A 21,212-nucleotide genomic window follows, 5' to 3' on the forward strand; every position below is an offset into this window, starting at 1 on the left:
TACTAATAAAGAGGGAAGTTATTAGTATAAGGAGGAAATAGAATGAACAAGGTAATAGAAATGAAAGGTATAACTAAAATTTTCCCTGGAACTATTGCCAATGATAATGTGGATTTTGAGCTTTTAAAAAGCGAAACTCATGTTTTACTTGGAGAAAATGGTGCAGGTAAAACTACACTTATGAATATCTTATATGGATTATACCAACCTGAAAAAGGTGAGATATATGTAAATGGAAGTTTACAAAAAATAACCAGTCCAAATGATGCTATAAAATTAGGTGTAGGAATGGTTCACCAACACTTTATGCTTGTTGAAAATTTTACAGTGGCAGAAAATATAGTTTTAGGTACAGAACCTAAAAAGGGAATAAAGTTAGATATGAACTCTGCAGTGAAAAGTGTTGAAGAAATATCAAATAAATATGGATTTGCCATAGATCCAAATGCAGTGATAGAAGATATTTCTGTTGGTCAGCAACAAAAGGTTGAAATTTTAAAAGCACTTTATAGAGGTGCTGAAATATTAATATTAGATGAGCCTACAGCGGTATTAACACCACAAGAAATTGAAGAGTTAGGTAATATTATAGAAAACTTAAAAAAAGAGGGGAAATCAGTAATATTAATCACTCATAAGTTAAAAGAAGTTATGAGCATGAGTGATAGGGTTACTATCATAAGAAGAGGTAAAGTAACAGGAACAGTTTTAACTAAGGAAACAAACATAGATCAACTTGCAGAATTAATGGTTGGAAGAAAAGTTAACTTAGTTGTAGAAAAAGATGAGTGTAAAAGAAAAGATAAAATTTTAAATATAGAAGAACTATCTGCTATAGATCAAAGAGGCGTTGAGGTAATAAAAAATATAAATCTTGATGTTTATGGTGGGGAAATATTAGGTATAGCAGGTGTTGATGGTAATGGACAAACAGAACTGTTAGAAGTAATAACAGGACTTAGAAAACCTAAAGATGGAAAAATATCCGTAAAAGGAAAAGATATATATGGTAAAACACCAAGAGACGTTGAGGAAGCAGGGGTTGCGCATATTCCAGAAGACAGACATAAAAGAGGATTAGTCCTTAAATACTCATTGTTTGAAAACTCAATTCTTGGTATTCATAAGAAAAAACCATTTTCTAATGGAATAGTGATGAATTATAAGGCTATTAAAGAACACTGTGATAAGTTAATAGAAGAATTTGATGTTAGAACACCTAATAATTCTGTTAATGCTTCTTCATTATCAGGAGGAAATCAGCAAAAGCTAATAGCTGCAAGAGAAATATATAAAGATCCAGAGCTACTAATAGCAGCTCAACCTACAAGAGGAATAGATGTTGGGGCAATTGAGTATATACATAAAAGATTAGTTGGAGAAAGAGACAAAGGAAAAGCGGTTTTATTAGTTTCTTTAGAATTAGACGAAATTTTAGCTCTATCAGATAGAATAGCAGTTATGTATGATGGAAAAGTTGTTGCTGTGCTAGATAGAAAAGATGCCGATGAACAAAAGCTAGGTATATTGATGGCTGGAGGAACAATAGATGGCATTAGGAAAGGAGCTGAAAAGTAATGTTACAGAAACTAAAAAAGGTTTTAAAACCTATAATATTCCCATTTTTAGCAATATTTCTTTCTTTATTTGTTTCGGTATTCTTTGTTATGTGGGCAAAGGGATATTCTATAACACAGTATTTTACAGCAGTTAGTGATTTAATGGGAACAATTTGGAAAGGTAGCTTTGGTACAAAGAGAAATATGATGAACACTATTGCAGAGATGAGCCCACTTATATTTGCAGGGGTTGCCAATGCAGTAGCATTTAGAACAGGACTGTTTAATATAGGGGTAGCTGGACAGTTTGCAATGGGAATGATTTCAGCTGGAATAATAGGAACAATTCCAGGACTAAATCCAGTAGTTCATGTTATATTAATTTGTCTTGGTGGTATTTTAGCAGGAACGATATGGGGTGGAATTCCAGGATTCTTAAAAGCAAGATTTGGAACTAGCGAAGTTATAAATACTATAATGCTTAACTATATATCAATGTTCTTTGCAAATTATATTATTCTTAAAACTAGGTTTGGTGTTCCAGGAAAAGCTAGAACTCCAATAATAGAAAAAAGTGCACAGCTTACAAGATTTATGCCAAGTGCACCAGCTAATATAAGTATATTTATAGCAATTGCAGTAGCTATATTTATATTTTGGTTATTATGGAAAACAACTGTTGGATATGAAATAAGAGCAGTAGGTATTAATCCACATGCTGCAGAGTATGGTGGAATAAGTGTTGCTAAAAATGCAATACTTGCAATGGTTATATCAGGTGCTATAGCAGGGCTTGGTGGAGCTTTACACGTAGCAGGTGTAAACCACATGGTTCAAGATTTTATGGCAGTTCCAAACTATGGATTTGATGGAATAGCAGTAGCACTTTTAGCTAAAAATAATCCAATAGGATGTATAGCATCAGCAGTATTATTTGCAGCACTTAATACAAGTGCAAGAGCACTTCAATTAAATGGAATACCAAAAGAAATTGTATTCCTAATACAAGCAATAATAATTATATTTGTAGCAACAGATTATATTATGAAATACTTTGAAGAGAAAAAGAAGAAAGGGGCGATAATAAATGGATAATGTTAATATAATTTCATTAATAACATCTACTTTAAGAATTGCAACGCCTCTAATATTTGCAGCGCTTGGCGGAATGTTTTCGGAAAGAGCTGGAGTAGTAAACATAGGACTTGAAGGTATGATGACTATGGGGGCATTCTTTGCTGTATATGTTACACATATAACAGGAAGTCCTATTATGGGTATTTTTGGTGGAGTGTTGGCAGGTGGATTACTTGCATTGATACATGCGGTTTTAAGTATAAATTTAAGAGCAGATCAAGTTATATCAGGTACGGCTATAAACTTATTTGCAACAGCACTTTCTAGTTTCTTAATTATGAAGCTTTTTGGAAAGGGTGGTCAAACAGACTTAGTAAAAGGGCTGCCATTCCATGTTCCAAAAGCAATTTCTAATTTGCCAATCATAGGAACCCTTTTAAATGGGATTAACTGGTTTGTTATATTAGCTATAATTTTAGTGTTTGTATCATACTTTGTAATGTATAAAACAGCATTTGGGTTAAGAGTAAGAGCTGTAGGTGAACATCCAAAGGCAGCAGATACATTAGGAATAAATGTTTATAAAACAAGATATATTTGTGTTGTAATATCAGGAATGCTAGCAGGACTTGGTGGAGCTGCACTGTCATTAGGTATTACACCGATGTTTAAAGAAAACATGGTTGCAGGAAGAGGATTTATAGCACTTGCAGCTATGATATTTGGTAACTGGAAGCCATTTGGAATCTTAGGAGCATGTTTATTATTTGGTTTTGGAGAAGCATTCCAAATAACAGCTCAAGGTTTTTCATGGTCATTACCAACAGAGTTCTATTCTGCGATACCATATATACTAACAATGTTAGCGTTAGCAGGATTTGTTGGTAAAACTCAAGGACCAGCAGCATCAGGAGAACCTTACGAAAAGGGATCAAGATAAATAAAATGGTATTAGACTTTAGTCTAATGCCATTTTCTTTTTGTAAAAATATAAAAAATAAAATTTGAATTTTATATAGAATCCCCTATAAAGTCATTGTTTTTGTATAAACTAAGTAAAGAAATTGTTAAAAAGGTCATAAAGTATTAAAAATATATTACAAAATAAAAAAAGTATAGTATAATTATAGTGCTAATATTTTAAAAATTTAGAATATTCCTATGAAGTAATATGTATATTAATATATAGTATTACCAAATTATTTATTTTAATTTGAATAAGAAAATGCTACAATGATGAATTTTCTTTAATCTAATAGGATGCTTTGAAAATTTATATAAAATAGAAAGATTAGGAACATAGTGAAAAATATTAAAATCAAATAATAAGATGCTTTTCAGATTTATAATATAATATGAAAGGCTACAAAATGGCCAATTAATAATGTGGAACGGATAAAATGTTAGGGGGTTGCTTTGTGAATAGGATAAAAAGTATTTCAGGTCCAAATAAGGAGGAGGTCTGGGAATGGGTAAGTGACAAAATTAATGGAAAAATAACTGTTTCTGCAAACAAAGGTAGAAAGATAGAGGCTAAATATAAAAAATGGCCTATCGTGATGGAATACTATACAATGATGGCAGGAAACATACCTATAAGTTACACTAGAGTCAGAGCTACTTTTACTAATATAGATGGTTTCAAATTTAAAATTACAAATAGAAATAGTTTAAATACTATCGGTGAAGATTTAGATATGAAAAAATTTACCGAATTAGATAAAGATTTAATAGAACGATTTATAATAATGACAAATAATGTTCAAGGTATTAAACCTATATTAGAAAATAAATATATAATGGATACATTATCAAGTTATAATAAATTTGTTCTAGAAATTAAGGAATTAGATGATTGTGGAAAAAACTTAGGTAATTATTCTAATGAGATTGTGTTTAGAACCTCAGGAATTATTAAAAATGGAGAGCAATTGAAACAATTATATAATACTGTTTGTAAAACATTAGACAATTTAGCATAAGCAATCATAAAAATAAATTACAGTAATAAATTGGAGACGAAAAGAATATTAATATAATGTTCTTTTCGTTTTTTTATGTGTAAAAATTGAATTGAAATTTATATAAATAGTATGGTAGGAGGAAAATTATGAAAATAGTAGTTATTAAGGAATTTGATAATACAAGTGAGCGAATTGAAGAAATAAAAAATGAAGTTGAAAAAAAATCATTGTTGAATAAAGAAGATAGCAAAATATCAGATAAAGATTTTATATTTACAACTGAAGAACATGATTTGGAGGATAGTAAAGAGATAATAGGAACTATGATTTTAAAAAAGGTAGATGATAAAGTTTATAAAATAAATAAAATTAACTTATTAGAAGATAGAAGAAATTTAGGGTTAGGAGGTGCTATGGTTAAATATGCATTAGAAGTGGTTAAGAAAAATTGTGGAAAGTCTATAATTGTAGATGATGATGAAAAGCTAAAAGGTTTTTACACTAAATTAGGTTTTACAAAGGATAAAGATAATAAATTGATAATGAATATATAGGATTTAAAATTTAGTTCAGCTTTTTAATTTTAGAGTTTAAAGCCAATTAAAATTTTGTTCAAGTAGAAAGTTTATATGAGACTAGGTGCTCTGTTTTAATATAATAATGAAGTCGGTTAAGATGTAGTGAATTCTACTTTGAAACCGGCTTTATTTAATATACAACATTGTTTAAAACAATAGAGAATTTATGAAATATTAAAACAAATATGATATAATTGAATTAGTATTGTTATATAAATATAATGAAATTAAAAATAATTTTATAAATAGGAAAATTTAATATAAAGAATAACTAAATTTTAATAAATCACAAAGAGTTGCTAATAAAGAAGTTATTCAAATTATATAATTAAGGTTAGTCTAATAAGATGCTAATCTTATTTAATTTATTAAAGTAAATTTTGGATCAATATAATAGCAAAATGATAAAAACAAACGTAACATTCAGAAAATTTAATTTAAAGTTTATATAGGGTTTCAAGTTGACTTTTAAAATTATTTATTTCAAAACTTTGATACCCAAAATAGTGATACATGCTCCGAATTACTTAAAATTCAACACTATATTTTGTATAAAAATATTTTAAAGTTATTGAATAAATTTAAATTTGAGCTTGTTTCCCTATATCTCTATAATACTTAGTAAAATTATTTGATAAGGATTGTGATGAAATGAATTTAGGTTTTGATTTGAAGCTTTCTATGGAACAGAAGCTAGTTATGACTATGGAAATGCAACTTTCTATAAAACTTTTACAAATGTCCACCTATGATTTAATGACATACATAAATAAAGAGTTAGAAGAAAATATAGCTTTAGAATCTAAAGATGATAATAAATTAGAAGCAATAGACTTGAAAAAATTAATAAATTTTTTAGATGATAATAAAAGAGGGAAGGATTACGATTACTATAAGGAAAAGGACGAAGAAATATCTCCATTAAATTTTGTTGTGGAAAAGGAATCTTTAAAAGATTATTTAAAAAAGCAGCTTATAGATTTTAAAATGGACAAGGTAATGTTTAAAGTTTGTTTATATATAATAGAATCCTTAAATCATAAAGGATATTTTGAAGAAGATATAGAAGAAACAGCAAATAGAAACAAATGTTCAATACAAGACGTGAATAAAGCGTTAGGTATAATACAAAGCCTAGAACCAGAAGGAATCGGAGCTAGAAATTTGAAGGAATGTTTAAAAATTCAGCTAGACAAAAAGAAGATTAAAGATGAATGCATATATATAATAATTGATAATCATCTACAAGACATATCTAAAGGAAAATTGTTAAATATAGCTAAAGAGTTGAAAATAGACGGTGAAAAAGTTCAGTATTATATTGATGTAATACGAACTCTAGAACCTAAACCATCCAGGGGATTTTTTACTGGAGATGAAACCAATTATATAATCCCCGATGCAGTTATAAAAAGAATAGATGATGAATTTATAGTAATTATGAATGATTCTATGTTGCCTAAATTAAATATTAACAATACCTATAAAGAAGTGCTTAATAATTGTGATGAGAAAGAAACTGTTGATTATGTAAAAGAAAAAGTGAATAAAGCAATTTTTTTAATGAAAAGTATAGAAAGTAGAAGAAATACATTACAACTTGTTATAGAAGATATAATAAATATTCAAAAGAAATATTTTTTATATGGAACATCACATTTAAAGCCTATGACAATAAAAGTTATAGCAGATAATTTAGAGTTTCATGAATCAACTGTTAGCAGGGCTATAAAAGATAAGTATATTGCATTGCCAACTGGAAAAGTTATAAGAATAAAAGATTTATTTACAAATAGCATATCTACAGATGGAGAAGATATATCAACTTATAATATTAAGAAAAAAATTGAAGAGATAATAGAAAATGAAGATAAAAAGAAGCCTCTTTCCGATTCTAAGATATGTGAAATCTTAAATGATGATGGTATAAATATATCAAGAAGAACTATAGCTAAATATAGAGAAGAATTAGGAATATTAAGTTCATCAAGACGAAAAAGGTTATAATTTTAAAATTAAAATAAACTTAACAAAAAAAGCTATTCACAAGAATAGCTTTTTAGTATATAATAATGAATAAAGAGGGACAAAAAACCACCTATGGACAAAAAATGTCCCAAAGGAGTGCTAATTATGCAAGAACTATTAAAAATACAGGTAAAATTAGTGCCAGAAATTCTAGATGTTCTGGAAATGAGATATAATATCTTAACTAACATATATTATAGTCAGCCAATAGGAAGAAGACTTTTAGCTACTAACCTCAAATTAAGCGAAAGAGTTGTAAGAAGTGAAATAAACTTTTTAAAAGATCAGAAACTTATAGAAATAAGTAATCCAGGAATGACTATAACAAGTGAAGGTGAAGAAATTCTTCAAGGATTAAAAAATTTTATAAGAGAAATGAAAGAATTTAAATCTTTAGAAGAAGGTATAAAAAGTAAATTAAATTTAAAAGATATTATTATTGTTGCTGGAGATATAGATGAAGATAGTTCAGTTTTAAATGAATTAGGAAAGATTACAGTTAATTATATAAAAAAGATACTACAAGATAATATAATAATTTCCCTGACAGGTGGAAATACTGTTAAAGAAGTAGTGGATAACTTCCCTAATGTCCAAGGCTTCGAAAATATATTAGTATTACCAGCAAGAGGTGGTATAGGAAAAGACATAGAATGTCACTCAAATACACTAGCAGGGAGACTGGCATCAAAATTAAACGGTAATTATGAAATACTTCATATACCGGATAATTTAAGCAGTAATACTTATAAAGCTCTTTTAAATGAAGAGGGCATAAAAGAAATTTTTAATAATATTGCAAAATCTAATATAGTTATTCATGGTATAGGTAATGCAAATGAAATGTCTAAAAGAAGAGAATTGAAAAAAGCCGCAATGGAAAAAATACAGCATTTAGATGCTGTAGGTGAGGCTTATGGACATTATTTTGATTATGAAGGAAAAATAGTTCATTCAATGGAAACTATAGGAATACAAAAAAATCAAGTTCCATCAATAGAATATATGATTGCAGTAGCAGCTGGTAAAGCGAAAGCAAAAGCTATAATTGCAGTAGCAAGGGGTACTGAAAATGAGGTACTAGTTACTGATGAAGCTACAGCAAGAGAAATTTACGATGTATTAATTAAAGAGTAAATTAGAATTTCATTATAACAAATTATCTTAGGAGGTAAGATATTATGATTAAAGTTGGTATAAATGGATTTGGAAGAATAGGAAGAAATTTTTTTAAGGCATTAATTAACAAATATAATGATGATTTAGAAGTTGTAGCAATCAATGATTTAACAGATGCAGACACATTAGCTCATTTATTGAAATATGATTCACTATATGGACAATTTGAAGGCACAGTAGAAAATACTGAAAATGAAATTGTTGTTAATGGTAAATCTATAAAAATATTTGCAGAGAGAGATCCACACAATATTCCTTGGGGAGTATTAGGTGTAGATATTGTAATAGAAGCAAGTGGGAAATTTACAGATGGAAATAAGGCAAAGGCACATATTGAAGCAGGAGCAAAGAAAGTTTTAATTTCAGCACCAGCTAAAAATGAAGATATAACAATAGTATTAGGCGTGAATGAAAGTGATTATGATTCAAATAATCATAATATAATTTCAAATGCATCTTGTACAACTAACTGTTTAGCACCATTTGCTAAGATTTTAGATAGAGAGTTTGGAATAGTAAAAGGTCTTATGACTACTATTCATTCATATACAAACGATCAAAAAATATTAGATGCTCCTCATAGTGATTTAAGAAGAGCAAGAGCAGCAGCAGAAGCTATGATTCCAACAACAACAGGAGCTGCAAAGGCAGTATCTTTGGTATTACCTCAATTAAAAGGAAAACTAAATGGTATGGCTGTAAGAGTCCCTACTCCAACAGTATCAATTACAGACTTAGTGTGTGAAATATCAAAAAATGCCACTGTTGAAGAAATAAATGATGCATTTAGAAAGGCAGCTGAGGGAGAGTTAAAAGGAATACTTGGATATAGTGAAGAACCATTAGTATCAATTGACTATAGAGGGGATGAAAGATCTTCAATAGTTGATGGATTATCTACTATGTTAATATCAGACAACATGGTTAAGGTTGTTTCATGGTATGATAATGAATGGGGATATTCAAATAGATTAGCAGATTTAACAAAATATGTTGCTGAAAGACTATAATTAGACCTATAATATTATCCATATTTTATAATAAAAATCTAGTTCTTAAGCAAAATAGAACTAGATTTTATTTTTATCAGTTAAAATCAGAAAAGTTAAAAAATTAATTTAAAATTATTTTATAAAGAAGAAAAAGGTAAAAAGTATACATTATTTAGCTAAAAATTAAAAATAATGTATCACAAATACGAAAAAAGTGTTAAAATTATTAATGAAAAGACAAAATTATATAAAAAAGTCTTTTCAGTAATTTAATAAAAATAAAAAATTAATTTATATATAATATTTAAACAGTATTTGATAGGTGCTGAAAAGTATATTTATTGAAAGGGGTTTTAACGTGATATTCAATAAGAAAACTATAGAAGATATAAATATAAAGGGCAAAAAAATATTAGTAAGATGTGATTTTAATGTACCTTTATCAGAAGGAAAAATAACAGATGAAAATAGATTATTAGGTGCGTTGCCAACAATAAATTATTTAATAGAAAAAGGTGGAAAAGTTATCCTTTGTTCTCATTTAGGAAAACCAAAAGGCGAAGCAAAGCCGGAATTATCATTAAAGCCAGTAGCAGATAGATTGTCAGAACTTTTAAACAAGGATGTAAAATTTTTAAAAGATGATAATGTTATATCAGAAAGTGTTAAAAAGGAAATTGAACAATTAAAAGATAGTGAAATTGCCTTATTAGAGAATACTAGATTCAGAAAAGAAGAAACTAAAAATGATGAAATTTTCTCAAAAGAGTTAGCTTCAGTTTGTGATATATTTGTAAATGATGCTTTTGGAACTGCTCATAGAGCGCATTGTTCTACTGTAGGGGTAACTAACTTTGTTAAGGATTCTGTTTGTGGATATTTAATACAAAAAGAACTTAAATTCTTAGGTGATGCAGTTGAACAGCCTGTTAGACCATTTACAGCTATATTAGGTGGAGCTAAAGTTTCTGATAAGATAAATGTAATAAATAATTTATTAGAAAAAGTTGATAATTTAATCATTGGTGGCGGTATGGCATACACATTTTTAAAAGCTAATGGGTATGAAGTTGGAAATTCATTAGTGGAAGAAGATAAATTAGATTATGCCAAAGATATGATGAAAAAAGCAGAAGAAAAAAATGTTAAATTTTTGATTCCTGTAGATCATGTTATAGCTAATGAATTTTCTAAAGATGCAAAGGCAATAATAACAGAGGAAAAAAATATAGAAAAAGGTTATATGGGACTTGATATAGGACCTAAAACTGTGGAATTATATAAAAAGGCGATATTAGAGTCTAAAACTATAGTGTGGAATGGACCAATGGGAGTTTTTGAATTTAAAAATTTTGAAAATGGAACTAAAACTATAGCTAAGGCTTTAGCTGAAAATAAAGAAGCAACTACTATAATTGGTGGTGGAGATAGTGCGGCAGCAGTAAATATGTTTCAGTTAGGGGAGAAAATGACACATATATCTACTGGAGGTGGAGCTTCTTTAGAATTTTTAGAAGGAATAGCACTTCCTGGTATAGTAGCTTTAAATGACAAATAGTTGATAATTTTGATATAGTATATTTAAAAGAATTTATAACTAATTTTATGGAGGAAAGTTATGAGAAAAGCAATAATTGCAGGAAACTGGAAAATGCATAATACTATAAAAGAAGCTTTAGAGTTAGTAAATGGATTAAAACCTTTAGTTAAAGATGCAAAATGTGATGTAGTGGTTTGTCCAAGTTTTATAGCATTATCATCAGTGGTAGAGGCTGTTAAAGGGACTAATATAAAAGTTGGGGCTCAAAATATGCACTTTGAAGAAAAAGGAGCATTTACAGGAGAGGTATCTCCAGGTATGCTTGAAGAGCTAGGTGTGGAATATGTTATTATCGGGCATAGTGAAAGAAGACAGTATTTTAATGAAAGTGATGAGACTGTTAATAAAAAGCTAAAAGCTGCATTTAATCATAACATATTACCAATACTTTGTGTAGGGGAAAGTTTAGAACAAAGAGAAGGTAACATAACAGAAAAAATATTAGAAAATCAAGTAACTAAGGCTTTAGATGGATTATCAAAAGAGCAAGTAGGAAAAATGATAATTGCTTATGAACCAATATGGGCAATAGGTACAGGAAAAACAGCTACAGCTGACGAGGCTAATGATACAATCGGATTTATAAGAAGTGTAGTTGAAAAACTTTATGATAATAATATAAGTAATAGTATAAGAATACAATATGGTGGTTCAGTAAAACCTTCAACAATAAAAGAACAAATGTCAAAAGAACACATTGATGGCGGATTAATAGGTGGAGCAAGTTTAAAAGCAAAAGATTTTAGTGATATTGTAAACTATTAAATTTTAGCAAAGGGTGATAGAATGTCTAAAAAACCAATGATGCTCATGATATTAGATGGATTTGGTTTAAGTGATAATTTAGATGGCAATGCAGTAAAAATTTCTAAAAAGCCAAACTATGAAAATATAAAAGCCAATTATCCAATGACAAAAGTAAAAGCTTCAGGTTTAAGTGTAGGGCTTCCGGAAGGACAAATGGGAAATTCAGAAGTTGGCCATTTAAATATAGGTGCAGGTAGAGTTGTATATCAAGAGCTAACAAGGATAAATAAAAGTATAGACGATGGAGAGTTTTTTACAAATAATGAATTTTTAAAATGTATAAAAAGTGCAAAAGATAATAGTTCATCAATGCATATTATGGGGCTTTTATCAGACGGTGGAGTTCATTCACATATAAATCATTTAAAGGCTCTAATAAGTTTATGTAAAAAAAATCAATTAGAAAAAGTTTATATACATTGTTTTTTGGATGGAAGAGATGTTCCTCCATCTTCAGCATGTAATTATATTAAAGAATTAGAAGAATACTTAAAAGAAGAGAATATTGGAAAGATTGCTACGGTAAGTGGAAGATACTATGCAATGGATAGAGATAATCGTTGGGAACGTATTCAACTTGCTTATAATGCTATAGTTAAAGGTGAAGGTGAAAAATCACATAGTGCAGTAGAAGCAGTAGAAAAATCTTATCATGATAATAAAACAGATGAATTTGTAATTCCTACAGTTATAGTAAATGGAGAAAATGAAGCTGTTGGAAAAATACAAAATAATGATTCAGTAATATTCTTTAATTTTAGACCAGACAGAGCAAGAGAAATAACAAGGGCAATAAATGATAAAGTTTTTGAAAAATTTGATAGAGAAACTTTGAGTTTAAATTTTGTTACCATGACTCAATATGATAATACTTTAGAAAATGTAAACATAGCATTTAAACCTCAACAATATAAAAATACTTTAGGTGAATATGTAGCATCTAAAGGACTAAAACAACTTAGAATTGCAGAAACAGAGAAATATGCACATGTTACTTTTTTCTTTAATGGAGGAGTAGAACAGCCTAACAATAATGAAGATAGGGCATTAATACCTTCACCTAAAGTTGCAACATATGATTTGAAACCAGAAATGAGTGCAAAAGAGGTAACAAATGAAGTATTAAGTAGATTAGATACAAAACAATATGACCTTATAATATTAAATTATGCTAATCCAGATATGGTAGGGCATACTGGTGTATTGGATGCAGCAGTTAAGGCAATAGAGACTGTAGATGAATGCCTTAAAAAAGTTGTTGATAAGGTTTTAGAGCTAAATGGAACTGTATTTATAACAGCAGACCATGGAAATGCAGAGCAGATGATAGATTTTTCTACTGGAAAGCCAATGACGTCTCATACAACAAATGAAGTTCCATTTATATGTGTATCAGGTAATAAAATAAAATTAAAAGATGGTGGAATATTAGCAGATATTGCGCCAACAATGCTAGATGCTATGGGAATTGAAAAACCAAAAGAAATGACAGGGAATTCCCTGATAGAACATTAATTTAGTATATAAAAATAAAAATTTATTAATAAAAAATTAACTTTATGATATTTTTAGGAGGATTATATTTATGAAACAATATGTTGAAATTATTGATGTTTATGCAAGACAAATATTAGATTCAAGAGCATTTCCAACAGTAGAGGTAGAAGTAACATTAGATGATGGTACAGTAGGAAGAGCAGCAGTTCCATCTGGTGCATCAACAGGTATGTTTGAGGCAGTTGAATTAAGAGATGGGGATAAAGCTGTTTATAATGGAAAAGGTGTTTTAAAAGCTGTAGATAATGTAAATGAAATTATAGCAGAAGAATTAGTGGGAATGAATGTATTTGATCAAGTAGCTATTGATAAATTAATGATAGAACTTGATGGAACTAAAAATAAAGGAAAACTAGGTGCAAATGCAATGCTTGGAGTTTCTCTTGCTTGTGCTAAAGCAGCAGCAGAATCATTAGGTCTTGGATTATATCAATATATAGGTGGAGTTAATGCTAAAGTTTTACCAGTTCCAATGATGAACATATTAAATGGTGGAAAACATGCAGATAATAACGTTGATTTACAAGAGTTTATGATAATGCCAGTTGGTGCAAAATCATTTAGCGAAGCATTAAGAATGTGTGCAGAAGTATATCATACTTTAAAATCAATACTAAAAGAAAAAGGATTAGGAACAGGTGTTGGTGATGAAGGTGGATTTGCACCAAACCTAGCTTCAAATGAAGAAGCTATAAAAGTTATAATGGAAGCAATAGAAAAAGCAGGATATAAAGCAGGAGAAGAAATTTTCTTAGCGCTAGACCCAGCATCATCTGAATTCTTTGAAGATGGAAAATATAATTTATCAGGTGAAGGTAGAATATTGACTCCAGAAGAAATGGCTGATTACTATGTAGAGCTTGCAAATAAATACCCAATAATCTCAATTGAAGATGGTATGGCAGAAGAAGATTGGGAAGGATGGAAACACTTAACAGATAAAATTGGCGATAAGGTGCAATTAGTTGGAGACGATTTATTTGTTACAAATACAGAAAGATTAGCTATGGGATTTGAAAAGGAAGTAGCTAACTCAATTCTTATAAAATTAAATCAAATAGGAACATTAACAGAAACTATAAATGCTATAGAAATGGCTTCAAGAAAAGGATACACAGCAGTAGTATCTCATAGAAGTGGAGAAACTGAAGATACAACAATAGCTGATTTAGTTGTTGCAATGAATGCAGGACAAATAAAAACAGGTGCGCCTGCAAGAAGTGAAAGAGTTGCAAAATATAACCAATTGCTAAGAATTGAAGAAGAATTGGGAGATATGGCTGAATATAGAGGAATGAATTCTTTCTATAACATAAAGAGATAGTGATTAAATCTATATTAGAATAATTTAAAAAGGATATCTCAATTGAAAATTTATAGAGAGATATCCTTTTAATGTACTTAAGTTTATACAATTAAGTACATTAGGTTGTTTTAAAATAAATATTATATAAATATCGTAATTGTAACTATAATAATAATATGTTAATATTAATATATTAATGCTTTATGGTATAGGGAGGTGTGTGTGTATGAAAACTGCACTAACTGTAATACAAATATTGTCAGCTGTTTTACTAATGATAGTTATATTATTACAGCCAAGTAAAGGTAACGGATTACAAGGATTAGTTACTGGTAGTTCAGATACATTCTATTCTAAAAACAAAACAAAAACTAAAGAATCATTTTTAATAAAACTTACAGTATTTTTTGCAATAGTATTTGTAGGTTCGGTAATATTAATAAATGCTTTGTAAGATTAAAGTGGCTAGTCTACTTTAATCTTTTTTTGTATAGAAATATGTGTTCAAATTAAATATGAATAGACATATATAATAAATTTAGTTAGAAGTATAGGGAAACAAGCTCCAATTTTAATTTATTCAATAACCTTAAAATATTTTTATACAAGATTCAGTGTTGAGTTGCAAGTGATTCAGAGCATGTCTCACTATTTGGGGTATCCAAGTTTGGGAATGAATAATTTTAAAAGTAAACTTGGAACCCTATAGTATAGTGTAAGTTTAATTTCAAAAATGTTACACAAATTATATATAGATAGTAATTTGTGATAGTAGCTTTTAAAACTGTACAACAATAAAATATTTAAAGGTTCTTATCTTTACGGGAGCATGTAATATATGATATAATTTATTCAAATAGAGCAAATTTTGAGAAAAGTTTTAAGATTTTTAATTTATGCTTTTAACATTTAAAAACTCATTTAAGATACTGACGTTAATGAACTAAGGGGGATACTTATGGGGGAATACAAATCAAGATTAGAAAATAAGGATATGGATTTTTTAATAGAATGCATACAATCTTTAAAAACGAAAGAAGAGTATTATAGATTTTTTGAAGACGTTTGTACAGTTTATGAAATAAAGGCAATACAGCAAAGATTGCAAGTTGCTAGGATGTTAATGGAACGAAGAACATATTTAGATATAGCGAGTACAACAGGGGCTAGTACTGCTACGATAAGTAGAGTAAATAGATCTTTGAATTATGGCAATCAAGGTTATAAAGTTGTATTTGATAGAGTCAATTGGAAAAATAGATAAGATATAAATAGAAAATACTTTATTTGAATTTGGTAATAAAGATAGCTGAATTCAAATAAAGTATTTTATTTTTAATATAATTGTGAATTGAAGGTAAAATAACAATAGGATTATTAAATTTTCTTATATATTATTAATTTGTGGTATAATAGTAGGACATTATTACATGGAAATTATAGGATTGAATATAACAATTAATTTATTATTTATTTTTAATTAATAAAAATTATAGTTTAAAGCTTAAAATATATAATTAAGTTTATTTGTTTAAAAAGTGTTAAATTAGCAAATTATTTAAAATATAATATATGATTTAACAAACGTTTAATAAACTTAGAAGAACGTTAGATTAGGAGTGGTAAAATGGATTTAAAAAGTTTACTTAATAAAGAACAATATGAAGCAGCATCTACTGTTGACGGTCCAGTTTTAATATTAGCAGGGGCTGGTTCAGGAAAAACAAGGGTTTTAACTTATAGAATTGCACATATGATAGAAGATTTAAATATATATCCTTCACAAATATTAGCTATAACATTTACAAATAAAGCTGCAGGTGAAATGAAAGAAAGAATTGCTAGACTAGTTGGAGATGTAGCTGAAAGAATGTGGATATCAACATTTCACTCTAGTTGCGTAAGAATTTTAAGAAGAGAAATAGATAAACTAGGATATAATAAAAATTTTACTATTTATGATAGCTATGATTCTAAAACATTAGTTAAGCAATGTATCAAGGAATTAAACATAAATGATAAAGATATAACTGATGGAGAAATAATAGGAAAAATATCTAATGCAAAGAATGATTTGATAACTGCAGATAAATTTAAGAGTGAAAATCAAAGCGACTTTAGAAAAAACAAGATAGCAGATGCCTATCTTTTATATCAAAAGAAACTTAAAGCTAACAATGCATTAGATTTTGATGATTTAATATTTATAACTGTAAAACTTTTAAAAGAAAATCAAGAAGTAAGAGAATTTTACCAAAGAAAATTTAGATACATAATGGTAGATGAGTATCAAGATACAAATAGAGCTCAATATGAATTAGTAAAATTATTAGTTGGAGAAGAAGAGAATATTTGTGTGGTTGGTGATGATGACCAATGTATATATCAATGGAGAGGCGCAGATATTAGAAATATATTAGATTTTGAAAAAGACTATCCTAAGACTAAAATAGTAAAACTAGAACAAAATTATCGTTCAAAGGGAAATATATTAACTGCTGCTAATATGGTAATAAAAAATAATGCACAGAGAAAAGATAAAGTACTAAGAACTGAAAGTGAGCCAGGGGAAAAAATAAAATTATATAGGGCTTTTAGTGATATAGATGAAGGAAATTTCGTAGCCAGTGAAATAAAAAGATTAATGAGAGAGGAAAATAAAACATATAAAGATTTTGCTGTTTTATATAGAATGAACTCTCAATCACGTATTTTGGAGGAAGCTTTTAGAAAGCAAGATATACCATATAAAATTGTTGGTGGGTTAAAATTCTATGATAGAAAAGAAATTAAAGATATAATGGCATATTTAAAGCTTATAAACAACCCATTAGATGACGTAAGCTTAAGAAGAATTATAAATGAACCTAAAAGAAGTATAGGTGATGCTACAGTAGCAAAGGTTCAAGAAGTTGCAAATATGGCAGAAGATTGTTTGTATAATACGTTATTAGATGTAGAGATGATACCAGGACTTACAACAAAAGCAATAAATTCTATAAATAGATTTACAGGTATCGTAAATTCATTGATGACAAGAACAGATGATATGCCAATATCAAAGATAATTTTATCAGTTATAGAAGAAACAGGATATATGGATATGCTGAAGAAATCAAAAGCTCCAGAAGATGAAACAAGAATTGAGAACTTGAAGGAATTAGTATCTGATGCTGTTGATTTTGAAAAAACTAATGAGGATAAATCATTATCTGCATTTTTAGAAAAAGTAACGCTTGTATCTGATATAGATAATTTAGAGGAGAAAGAAGAAACAACTGTTATGATGACGGTACACAGTGCTAAGGGTTTAGAATTTCCTGTAGTATTTTTAGTTGGTATGGAAAATGGGATATTCCCAGGAATGTCATCATTAAACAGTTTCCACGAGATGGAAGAGTCTAGAAGATTATGCTATGTAGCAATAACTCGTGCAAAAGAAAAACTTTATGTAAGTTCAGCTGAAAGTCGTATGGTTTTTGGTAGAACAGTAAGTTATGAAGTTTCAGATTTTGTAGCGGAAATTCCTCAAAATTTAAAGGAAATAGTTGGAGGCGCGAAGGCAAGGGGAGTTAATACATTTAAGAGTCAAGCAAGAAATGGAATGTATAACAATCCTCATTCTTTGAGAAATAATCAAAATTCTATGTTTAAAAATTCATCAACAGATAGTTTTTCAAAAGAAAATGAAAAAAGTTTTGCAAATATAGGTGAGATTTCTCAAGGAAGAAAAATAAAACATAAAGTTTTTGGGCTAGGTACAGTTATAGCGGTTTCTGGTAATGGTGAAGAAAGATTAGCTACAATAGCGTTTGATAATCAAGGTGTTAAAAAACTTATGATATCTAAAGCGCCAATAGAGCTTTTATAGATTAGGTAATTTAGTGAAAAGTATTTTATATAGATTTTAAAAATTGCTCACATTGACTTAGGGTTAAAATAAAACATATTTAATTACATAATATACCTAATGTATTATAGATGGGATTTATTGTTTTATGCACCTAATTGCAATGATGAGCAATTTTAGCTGAAAAATATAGGATTTTAAAATAATTTTTTAACTTATACCCTTATCAAGTGAAAAATTTTCACAAATTTTACACTATCACCTTAGAAGCAATTTATAATTGAGAGTAAAAATGTACAATTATGGAGATGTTTAATCTAAAATTGAAGCTATTTATTATAGAACTTAAGTTGCAAAGCAAATTTAAAAAACATGATGATGTTTCAAATTTCATTGTCAACTGTCAATTTTTTAAAACTGTTGATGCTTTCATTTGAAATTAGAGTCTTGATATATAAGTTAAATATAGAGCTTGTATCCCTATATAGGTAAATATAAAATTAAAAATATGTGTACTTAAAGGAGCGGTTAACTTGGAGAAAAAAGAAAGAATGTTAGAGCTTATTGAATTGTTAAATAAATACGCTTATAACTATTATGTTTTGGATAATCCGTCTGTATCTGATAAAGAATATGATAAATTATATGATGAGTTAGTCAAATTAGAAAAGGAATTAGGTTATATAATTCCTTATTCACCAACTCAAAGAGTTGGAGATATTATACTTCCAGAATTTAAGAAATATACTCATAAAGCCAGATTATGGAGCTTAGATAAAGCTCAAACCATACAAGAGATAAAAGATTTTCATAATAGAAATTTAAAGTCTATTAAAGAATATAATTTAAATCATGATGAAAAACTTCCAGAATTAAGTTATGTAGTAACAAAAAAATTTGATGGTCTTTCAATAAATCTTACATATGATGAGAATGGAATTTTAAAAGTTGCAGCATCAAGAGGAACCGGTGAAATCGGTGAGGATATAACAAGTCAGGTTAAAACTATAAAGTCTGTTCCATTAAAAATAGATGATAATTCAATTATGGAAGTACATGGAGAGGCTATAATGACAAAGGAAGCATTTGAAAAATATAATGCTACATCAGAAATACCATTAAAAAATTTAAGAAATGGAGCGGCAGGTGCATTAAGAAATTTAAATGTAAAAGAAACTGCTAGAAGAAACTTATCAGCATTTTTTTATGATGTAGGATATAACGAAGGTGAAAATTTTCAAACATATATAGAAATGCTACAATTTCTTATAAAAAAAGGTTTTCCAGTTGATGCATATTTTAAAGTATGTAAAAGTATAGAAGAAATTGAAGATGAAATAAAGTATGTAGAACAAATAAGAAGTGAGCTAAATTATGATATAGATGGTGCAGTTATAGCTATAAATGATATGAAAACAAGAGAGCTATTAGGGTATACAGTTAAATTTCCTAAATGGGCTATTGCATATAAATTTGAAGCAGAGGAAACATCAACAGTATTATTAGATGTTGAGTGGAATATTGGTAGAAGTGGAAGAGTTACACCAACTGCTATTTTACAACCAGTAGAACTTGGTGGCGTAACTGTGAAAAGAGCAACTTTGAATAATATTGATGATATAAATAGAAAAAGTGTAAGAATTGGTTGTGAAGTTTTTGTTCGTAGATCAAATGATGTTATACCAGAAATTATGGGTGTAGTAGAACAATCCTTAGAAAATTCAAGACCTATAGAAGTACCAATTGTTTGTCCGAGTTGTGGTAGCAAATTAGTACAGGATGGAGTTCATTATTTTTGTGATAACACTCTTTCATGTAAACCTCAAATGGTTAAAAGCATAGTTCATTATGCAAGTAGAGAAGCTATGAATATTGAAGGGTTTAGTGAAAAAACTGCAGAGGCTCTTTTTGAAAAGTTAAATATAAAATCTATACCATACTTATATAAAATAGAAAAAGAACAACTTTTAACTTTAGAAAAATTTGGTGAAAAAAAATCTCAAAATCTTATAAATGCAATAGAAAAAAGCAAAGTTTGTGATTTGCCATCATTTATATATGCTCTTGGTATTCCAAATGTAGGTAAGAAAACCGCTAAAGATTTAGCAAAAGAATATAAAAATATAGATAATTTGGTAAATGCAACATTTGAATCTTTAGTAGCTATACCTGAGATAGGAGATATAGTTGCAAAAAGTATAATAGACTTTTTTAATTCAAATGAAGTAAAGAAGAATGTAGAAGAATTATTAAATTTGGGAGTAAAACCTAATTATCAAGAAGTTTCTATAACTGAAAATGTTTTTGAAGGAAAGACTGTAGTAGTAACTGGATCTTTAGAATATTATTCTAGAAGTGAAATAAAGGATAAATTAGAATCTTTAGGAGCGAAAGTTTCTAGTTCTGTAAGCAAAAAAACAGATTATGTTTTAGTAGGAAAAGAACCAGGGTCAAAATTTACTAAAGCACAAGAGTTAGGGATAAAAATTTTAAGTGAAGAAGAATTTAAATCAATGATATAAAGAATTAAAATAATTATTTAAATGATTTCTGTATTTTGCAGAAATCATTTTTTATATTAAATTAGTAAATTATTATATAGATATTGTATTTGACGAAGAATTATTATTTACAGCGTTTATAATAATTAGAAATGATAATCAAATTAAAAGTATAGTTGTCATTAAAAAATATGTTAAATAAATGAGTTGAAAT

The 21,212-nt window shown here is 28.3% G+C and carries 16 protein-coding genes; all 16 read left to right on the top strand.

From position 1 onward, the window contains the following. Positions 1-42: 42 nt before the first annotated feature. On the top strand, positions 43-1,578 hold the full coding sequence (locus tag ACYUE0_RS10590) for an ABC transporter ATP-binding protein (RefSeq protein WP_460270499.1): 1,536 nt from the start codon (positions 43-45) through the stop codon (positions 1,576-1,578). Then, the gene (locus ACYUE0_RS10595; RefSeq protein WP_061995913.1) at positions 1,578-2,654 is read left to right on the top strand and encodes an ABC transporter permease; all 1,077 of its coding nucleotides are present in this window, start codon (positions 1,578-1,580) and stop codon (positions 2,652-2,654) included. The genes ACYUE0_RS10590 and ACYUE0_RS10595 overlap by 1 nt, the downstream gene beginning before the upstream one ends. Continuing rightward, on the top strand, positions 2,647-3,576 hold the full coding sequence (locus ACYUE0_RS10600; protein ID WP_460270500.1) for an ABC transporter permease: 930 nt from the start codon (positions 2,647-2,649) through the stop codon (positions 3,574-3,576). Before ACYUE0_RS10595 ends, ACYUE0_RS10600 begins: the two co-directional genes overlap by 8 nt. A gap of 478 nt (positions 3,577-4,054) precedes the next feature. After that, on the top strand, positions 4,055-4,618 hold the full coding sequence (locus tag ACYUE0_RS10605) for a hypothetical protein (protein WP_061995911.1): 564 nt from the start codon (positions 4,055-4,057) through the stop codon (positions 4,616-4,618). A gap of 128 nt (positions 4,619-4,746) precedes the next feature. Continuing rightward, positions 4,747-5,154 carry a GNAT family N-acetyltransferase gene (locus tag ACYUE0_RS10610; protein ID WP_199869137.1) on the top strand — a complete coding sequence of 136 codons (408 nt, stop codon included), beginning with the start codon at positions 4,747-4,749 and terminating at the stop codon, positions 5,152-5,154. Between the two features lie 675 nt (positions 5,155-5,829). After that, positions 5,830-7,185 (top strand): RNA polymerase factor sigma-54, encoded by a 1,356-nt coding sequence (gene rpoN, locus ACYUE0_RS10615; protein ID WP_061995909.1) that lies wholly within the window; start codon positions 5,830-5,832, stop codon positions 7,183-7,185. Positions 7,186-7,311: 126 nt separating this feature from the next. Next, positions 7,312-8,343: a sugar-binding transcriptional regulator gene (locus tag ACYUE0_RS10620; RefSeq protein WP_199869139.1), complete on the top strand. Its 1,032-nt coding sequence runs from the start codon at positions 7,312-7,314 to the stop codon at positions 8,341-8,343. 44 nt (positions 8,344-8,387) lie between these two features. Further along, on the top strand, positions 8,388-9,395 hold the full coding sequence (gene gap / locus ACYUE0_RS10625) for a type I glyceraldehyde-3-phosphate dehydrogenase (protein ID WP_061995907.1): 1,008 nt from the start codon (positions 8,388-8,390) through the stop codon (positions 9,393-9,395). Between the two features lie 340 nt (positions 9,396-9,735). Continuing rightward, positions 9,736-10,935 (top strand): phosphoglycerate kinase, encoded by a 1,200-nt coding sequence (locus ACYUE0_RS10630; protein WP_061995906.1) that lies wholly within the window; start codon positions 9,736-9,738, stop codon positions 10,933-10,935. A 60-nt stretch (positions 10,936-10,995) separates the two neighbouring features. Beyond that, positions 10,996-11,742 (top strand): triose-phosphate isomerase, encoded by a 747-nt coding sequence (gene tpiA / locus ACYUE0_RS10635; protein ID WP_061995905.1) that lies wholly within the window; start codon positions 10,996-10,998, stop codon positions 11,740-11,742. A 21-nt stretch (positions 11,743-11,763) separates the two neighbouring features. Next, positions 11,764-13,299, top strand: a complete 1,536-nt coding sequence (gene gpmI, locus ACYUE0_RS10640) for a 2,3-bisphosphoglycerate-independent phosphoglycerate mutase (RefSeq protein ID WP_460270501.1) — start codon at positions 11,764-11,766, stop codon at positions 13,297-13,299. Positions 13,300-13,369: 70 nt separating this feature from the next. Further along, on the top strand, positions 13,370-14,665 hold the full coding sequence (gene eno / locus ACYUE0_RS10645) for a phosphopyruvate hydratase (RefSeq protein WP_010294244.1): 1,296 nt from the start codon (positions 13,370-13,372) through the stop codon (positions 14,663-14,665). Positions 14,666-14,873: 208 nt separating this feature from the next. Then, complete coding sequence (gene secG / locus ACYUE0_RS10650) at positions 14,874-15,101, top strand: preprotein translocase subunit SecG (RefSeq protein ID WP_010294243.1); 228 nt, start codon at positions 14,874-14,876, stop codon at positions 15,099-15,101. A gap of 504 nt (positions 15,102-15,605) precedes the next feature. Next, the gene (locus tag ACYUE0_RS10655; RefSeq protein WP_010294242.1) at positions 15,606-15,911 is read left to right on the top strand and encodes a YerC/YecD family TrpR-related protein; all 306 of its coding nucleotides are present in this window, start codon (positions 15,606-15,608) and stop codon (positions 15,909-15,911) included. Between the two features lie 363 nt (positions 15,912-16,274). Beyond that, positions 16,275-18,518, top strand: a complete 2,244-nt coding sequence (pcrA, locus tag ACYUE0_RS10660; protein WP_460270503.1) for a DNA helicase PcrA — start codon at positions 16,275-16,277, stop codon at positions 18,516-18,518. A 530-nt stretch (positions 18,519-19,048) separates the two neighbouring features. Continuing rightward, positions 19,049-21,019 (top strand): NAD-dependent DNA ligase LigA, encoded by a 1,971-nt coding sequence (gene ligA, locus ACYUE0_RS10665; RefSeq protein ID WP_460270509.1) that lies wholly within the window; start codon positions 19,049-19,051, stop codon positions 21,017-21,019. Positions 21,020-21,212: the final 193 nt, after the last annotated feature.

It is taken from the genome of Clostridium sp. CTA-19 (genome assembly GCF_054767855.1).

What these genes read in the sequence shown, in the direction of transcription:
- ACYUE0_RS10590 (WP_460270499.1), top strand. Translation starts at nt 43, where the DNA reads ATGAACAAGGTAATAGAAATGAAAGGTATAACTAAAATTTTCCCTGGA.
- ACYUE0_RS10595 (WP_061995913.1), top strand. Translation starts at nt 1,578, where the DNA reads ATGTTACAGAAACTAAAAAAGGTTTTAAAACCTATAATATTCCCATTT.
- ACYUE0_RS10600 (WP_460270500.1), top strand. Translation starts at nt 2,647, where the DNA reads ATGGATAATGTTAATATAATTTCATTAATAACATCTACTTTAAGAATT.
- ACYUE0_RS10610 (WP_199869137.1), top strand. Translation starts at nt 4,747, where the DNA reads ATGAAAATAGTAGTTATTAAGGAATTTGATAATACAAGTGAGCGAATT.
- rpoN (WP_061995909.1), top strand. Translation starts at nt 5,830, where the DNA reads ATGAATTTAGGTTTTGATTTGAAGCTTTCTATGGAACAGAAGCTAGTT.
- ACYUE0_RS10620 (WP_199869139.1), top strand. Translation starts at nt 7,312, where the DNA reads ATGCAAGAACTATTAAAAATACAGGTAAAATTAGTGCCAGAAATTCTA.
- gap (WP_061995907.1), top strand. Translation starts at nt 8,388, where the DNA reads ATGATTAAAGTTGGTATAAATGGATTTGGAAGAATAGGAAGAAATTTT.
- tpiA (WP_061995905.1), top strand. Translation starts at nt 10,996, where the DNA reads ATGAGAAAAGCAATAATTGCAGGAAACTGGAAAATGCATAATACTATA.
- gpmI (WP_460270501.1), top strand. Translation starts at nt 11,764, where the DNA reads ATGTCTAAAAAACCAATGATGCTCATGATATTAGATGGATTTGGTTTA.
- eno (WP_010294244.1), top strand. Translation starts at nt 13,370, where the DNA reads ATGAAACAATATGTTGAAATTATTGATGTTTATGCAAGACAAATATTA.
- secG (WP_010294243.1), top strand. Translation starts at nt 14,874, where the DNA reads ATGAAAACTGCACTAACTGTAATACAAATATTGTCAGCTGTTTTACTA.
- ACYUE0_RS10655 (WP_010294242.1), top strand. Translation starts at nt 15,606, where the DNA reads ATGGGGGAATACAAATCAAGATTAGAAAATAAGGATATGGATTTTTTA.
- pcrA (WP_460270503.1), top strand. Translation starts at nt 16,275, where the DNA reads ATGGATTTAAAAAGTTTACTTAATAAAGAACAATATGAAGCAGCATCT.
- ligA (WP_460270509.1), top strand. Translation starts at nt 19,049, where the DNA reads ATGTTAGAGCTTATTGAATTGTTAAATAAATACGCTTATAACTATTAT.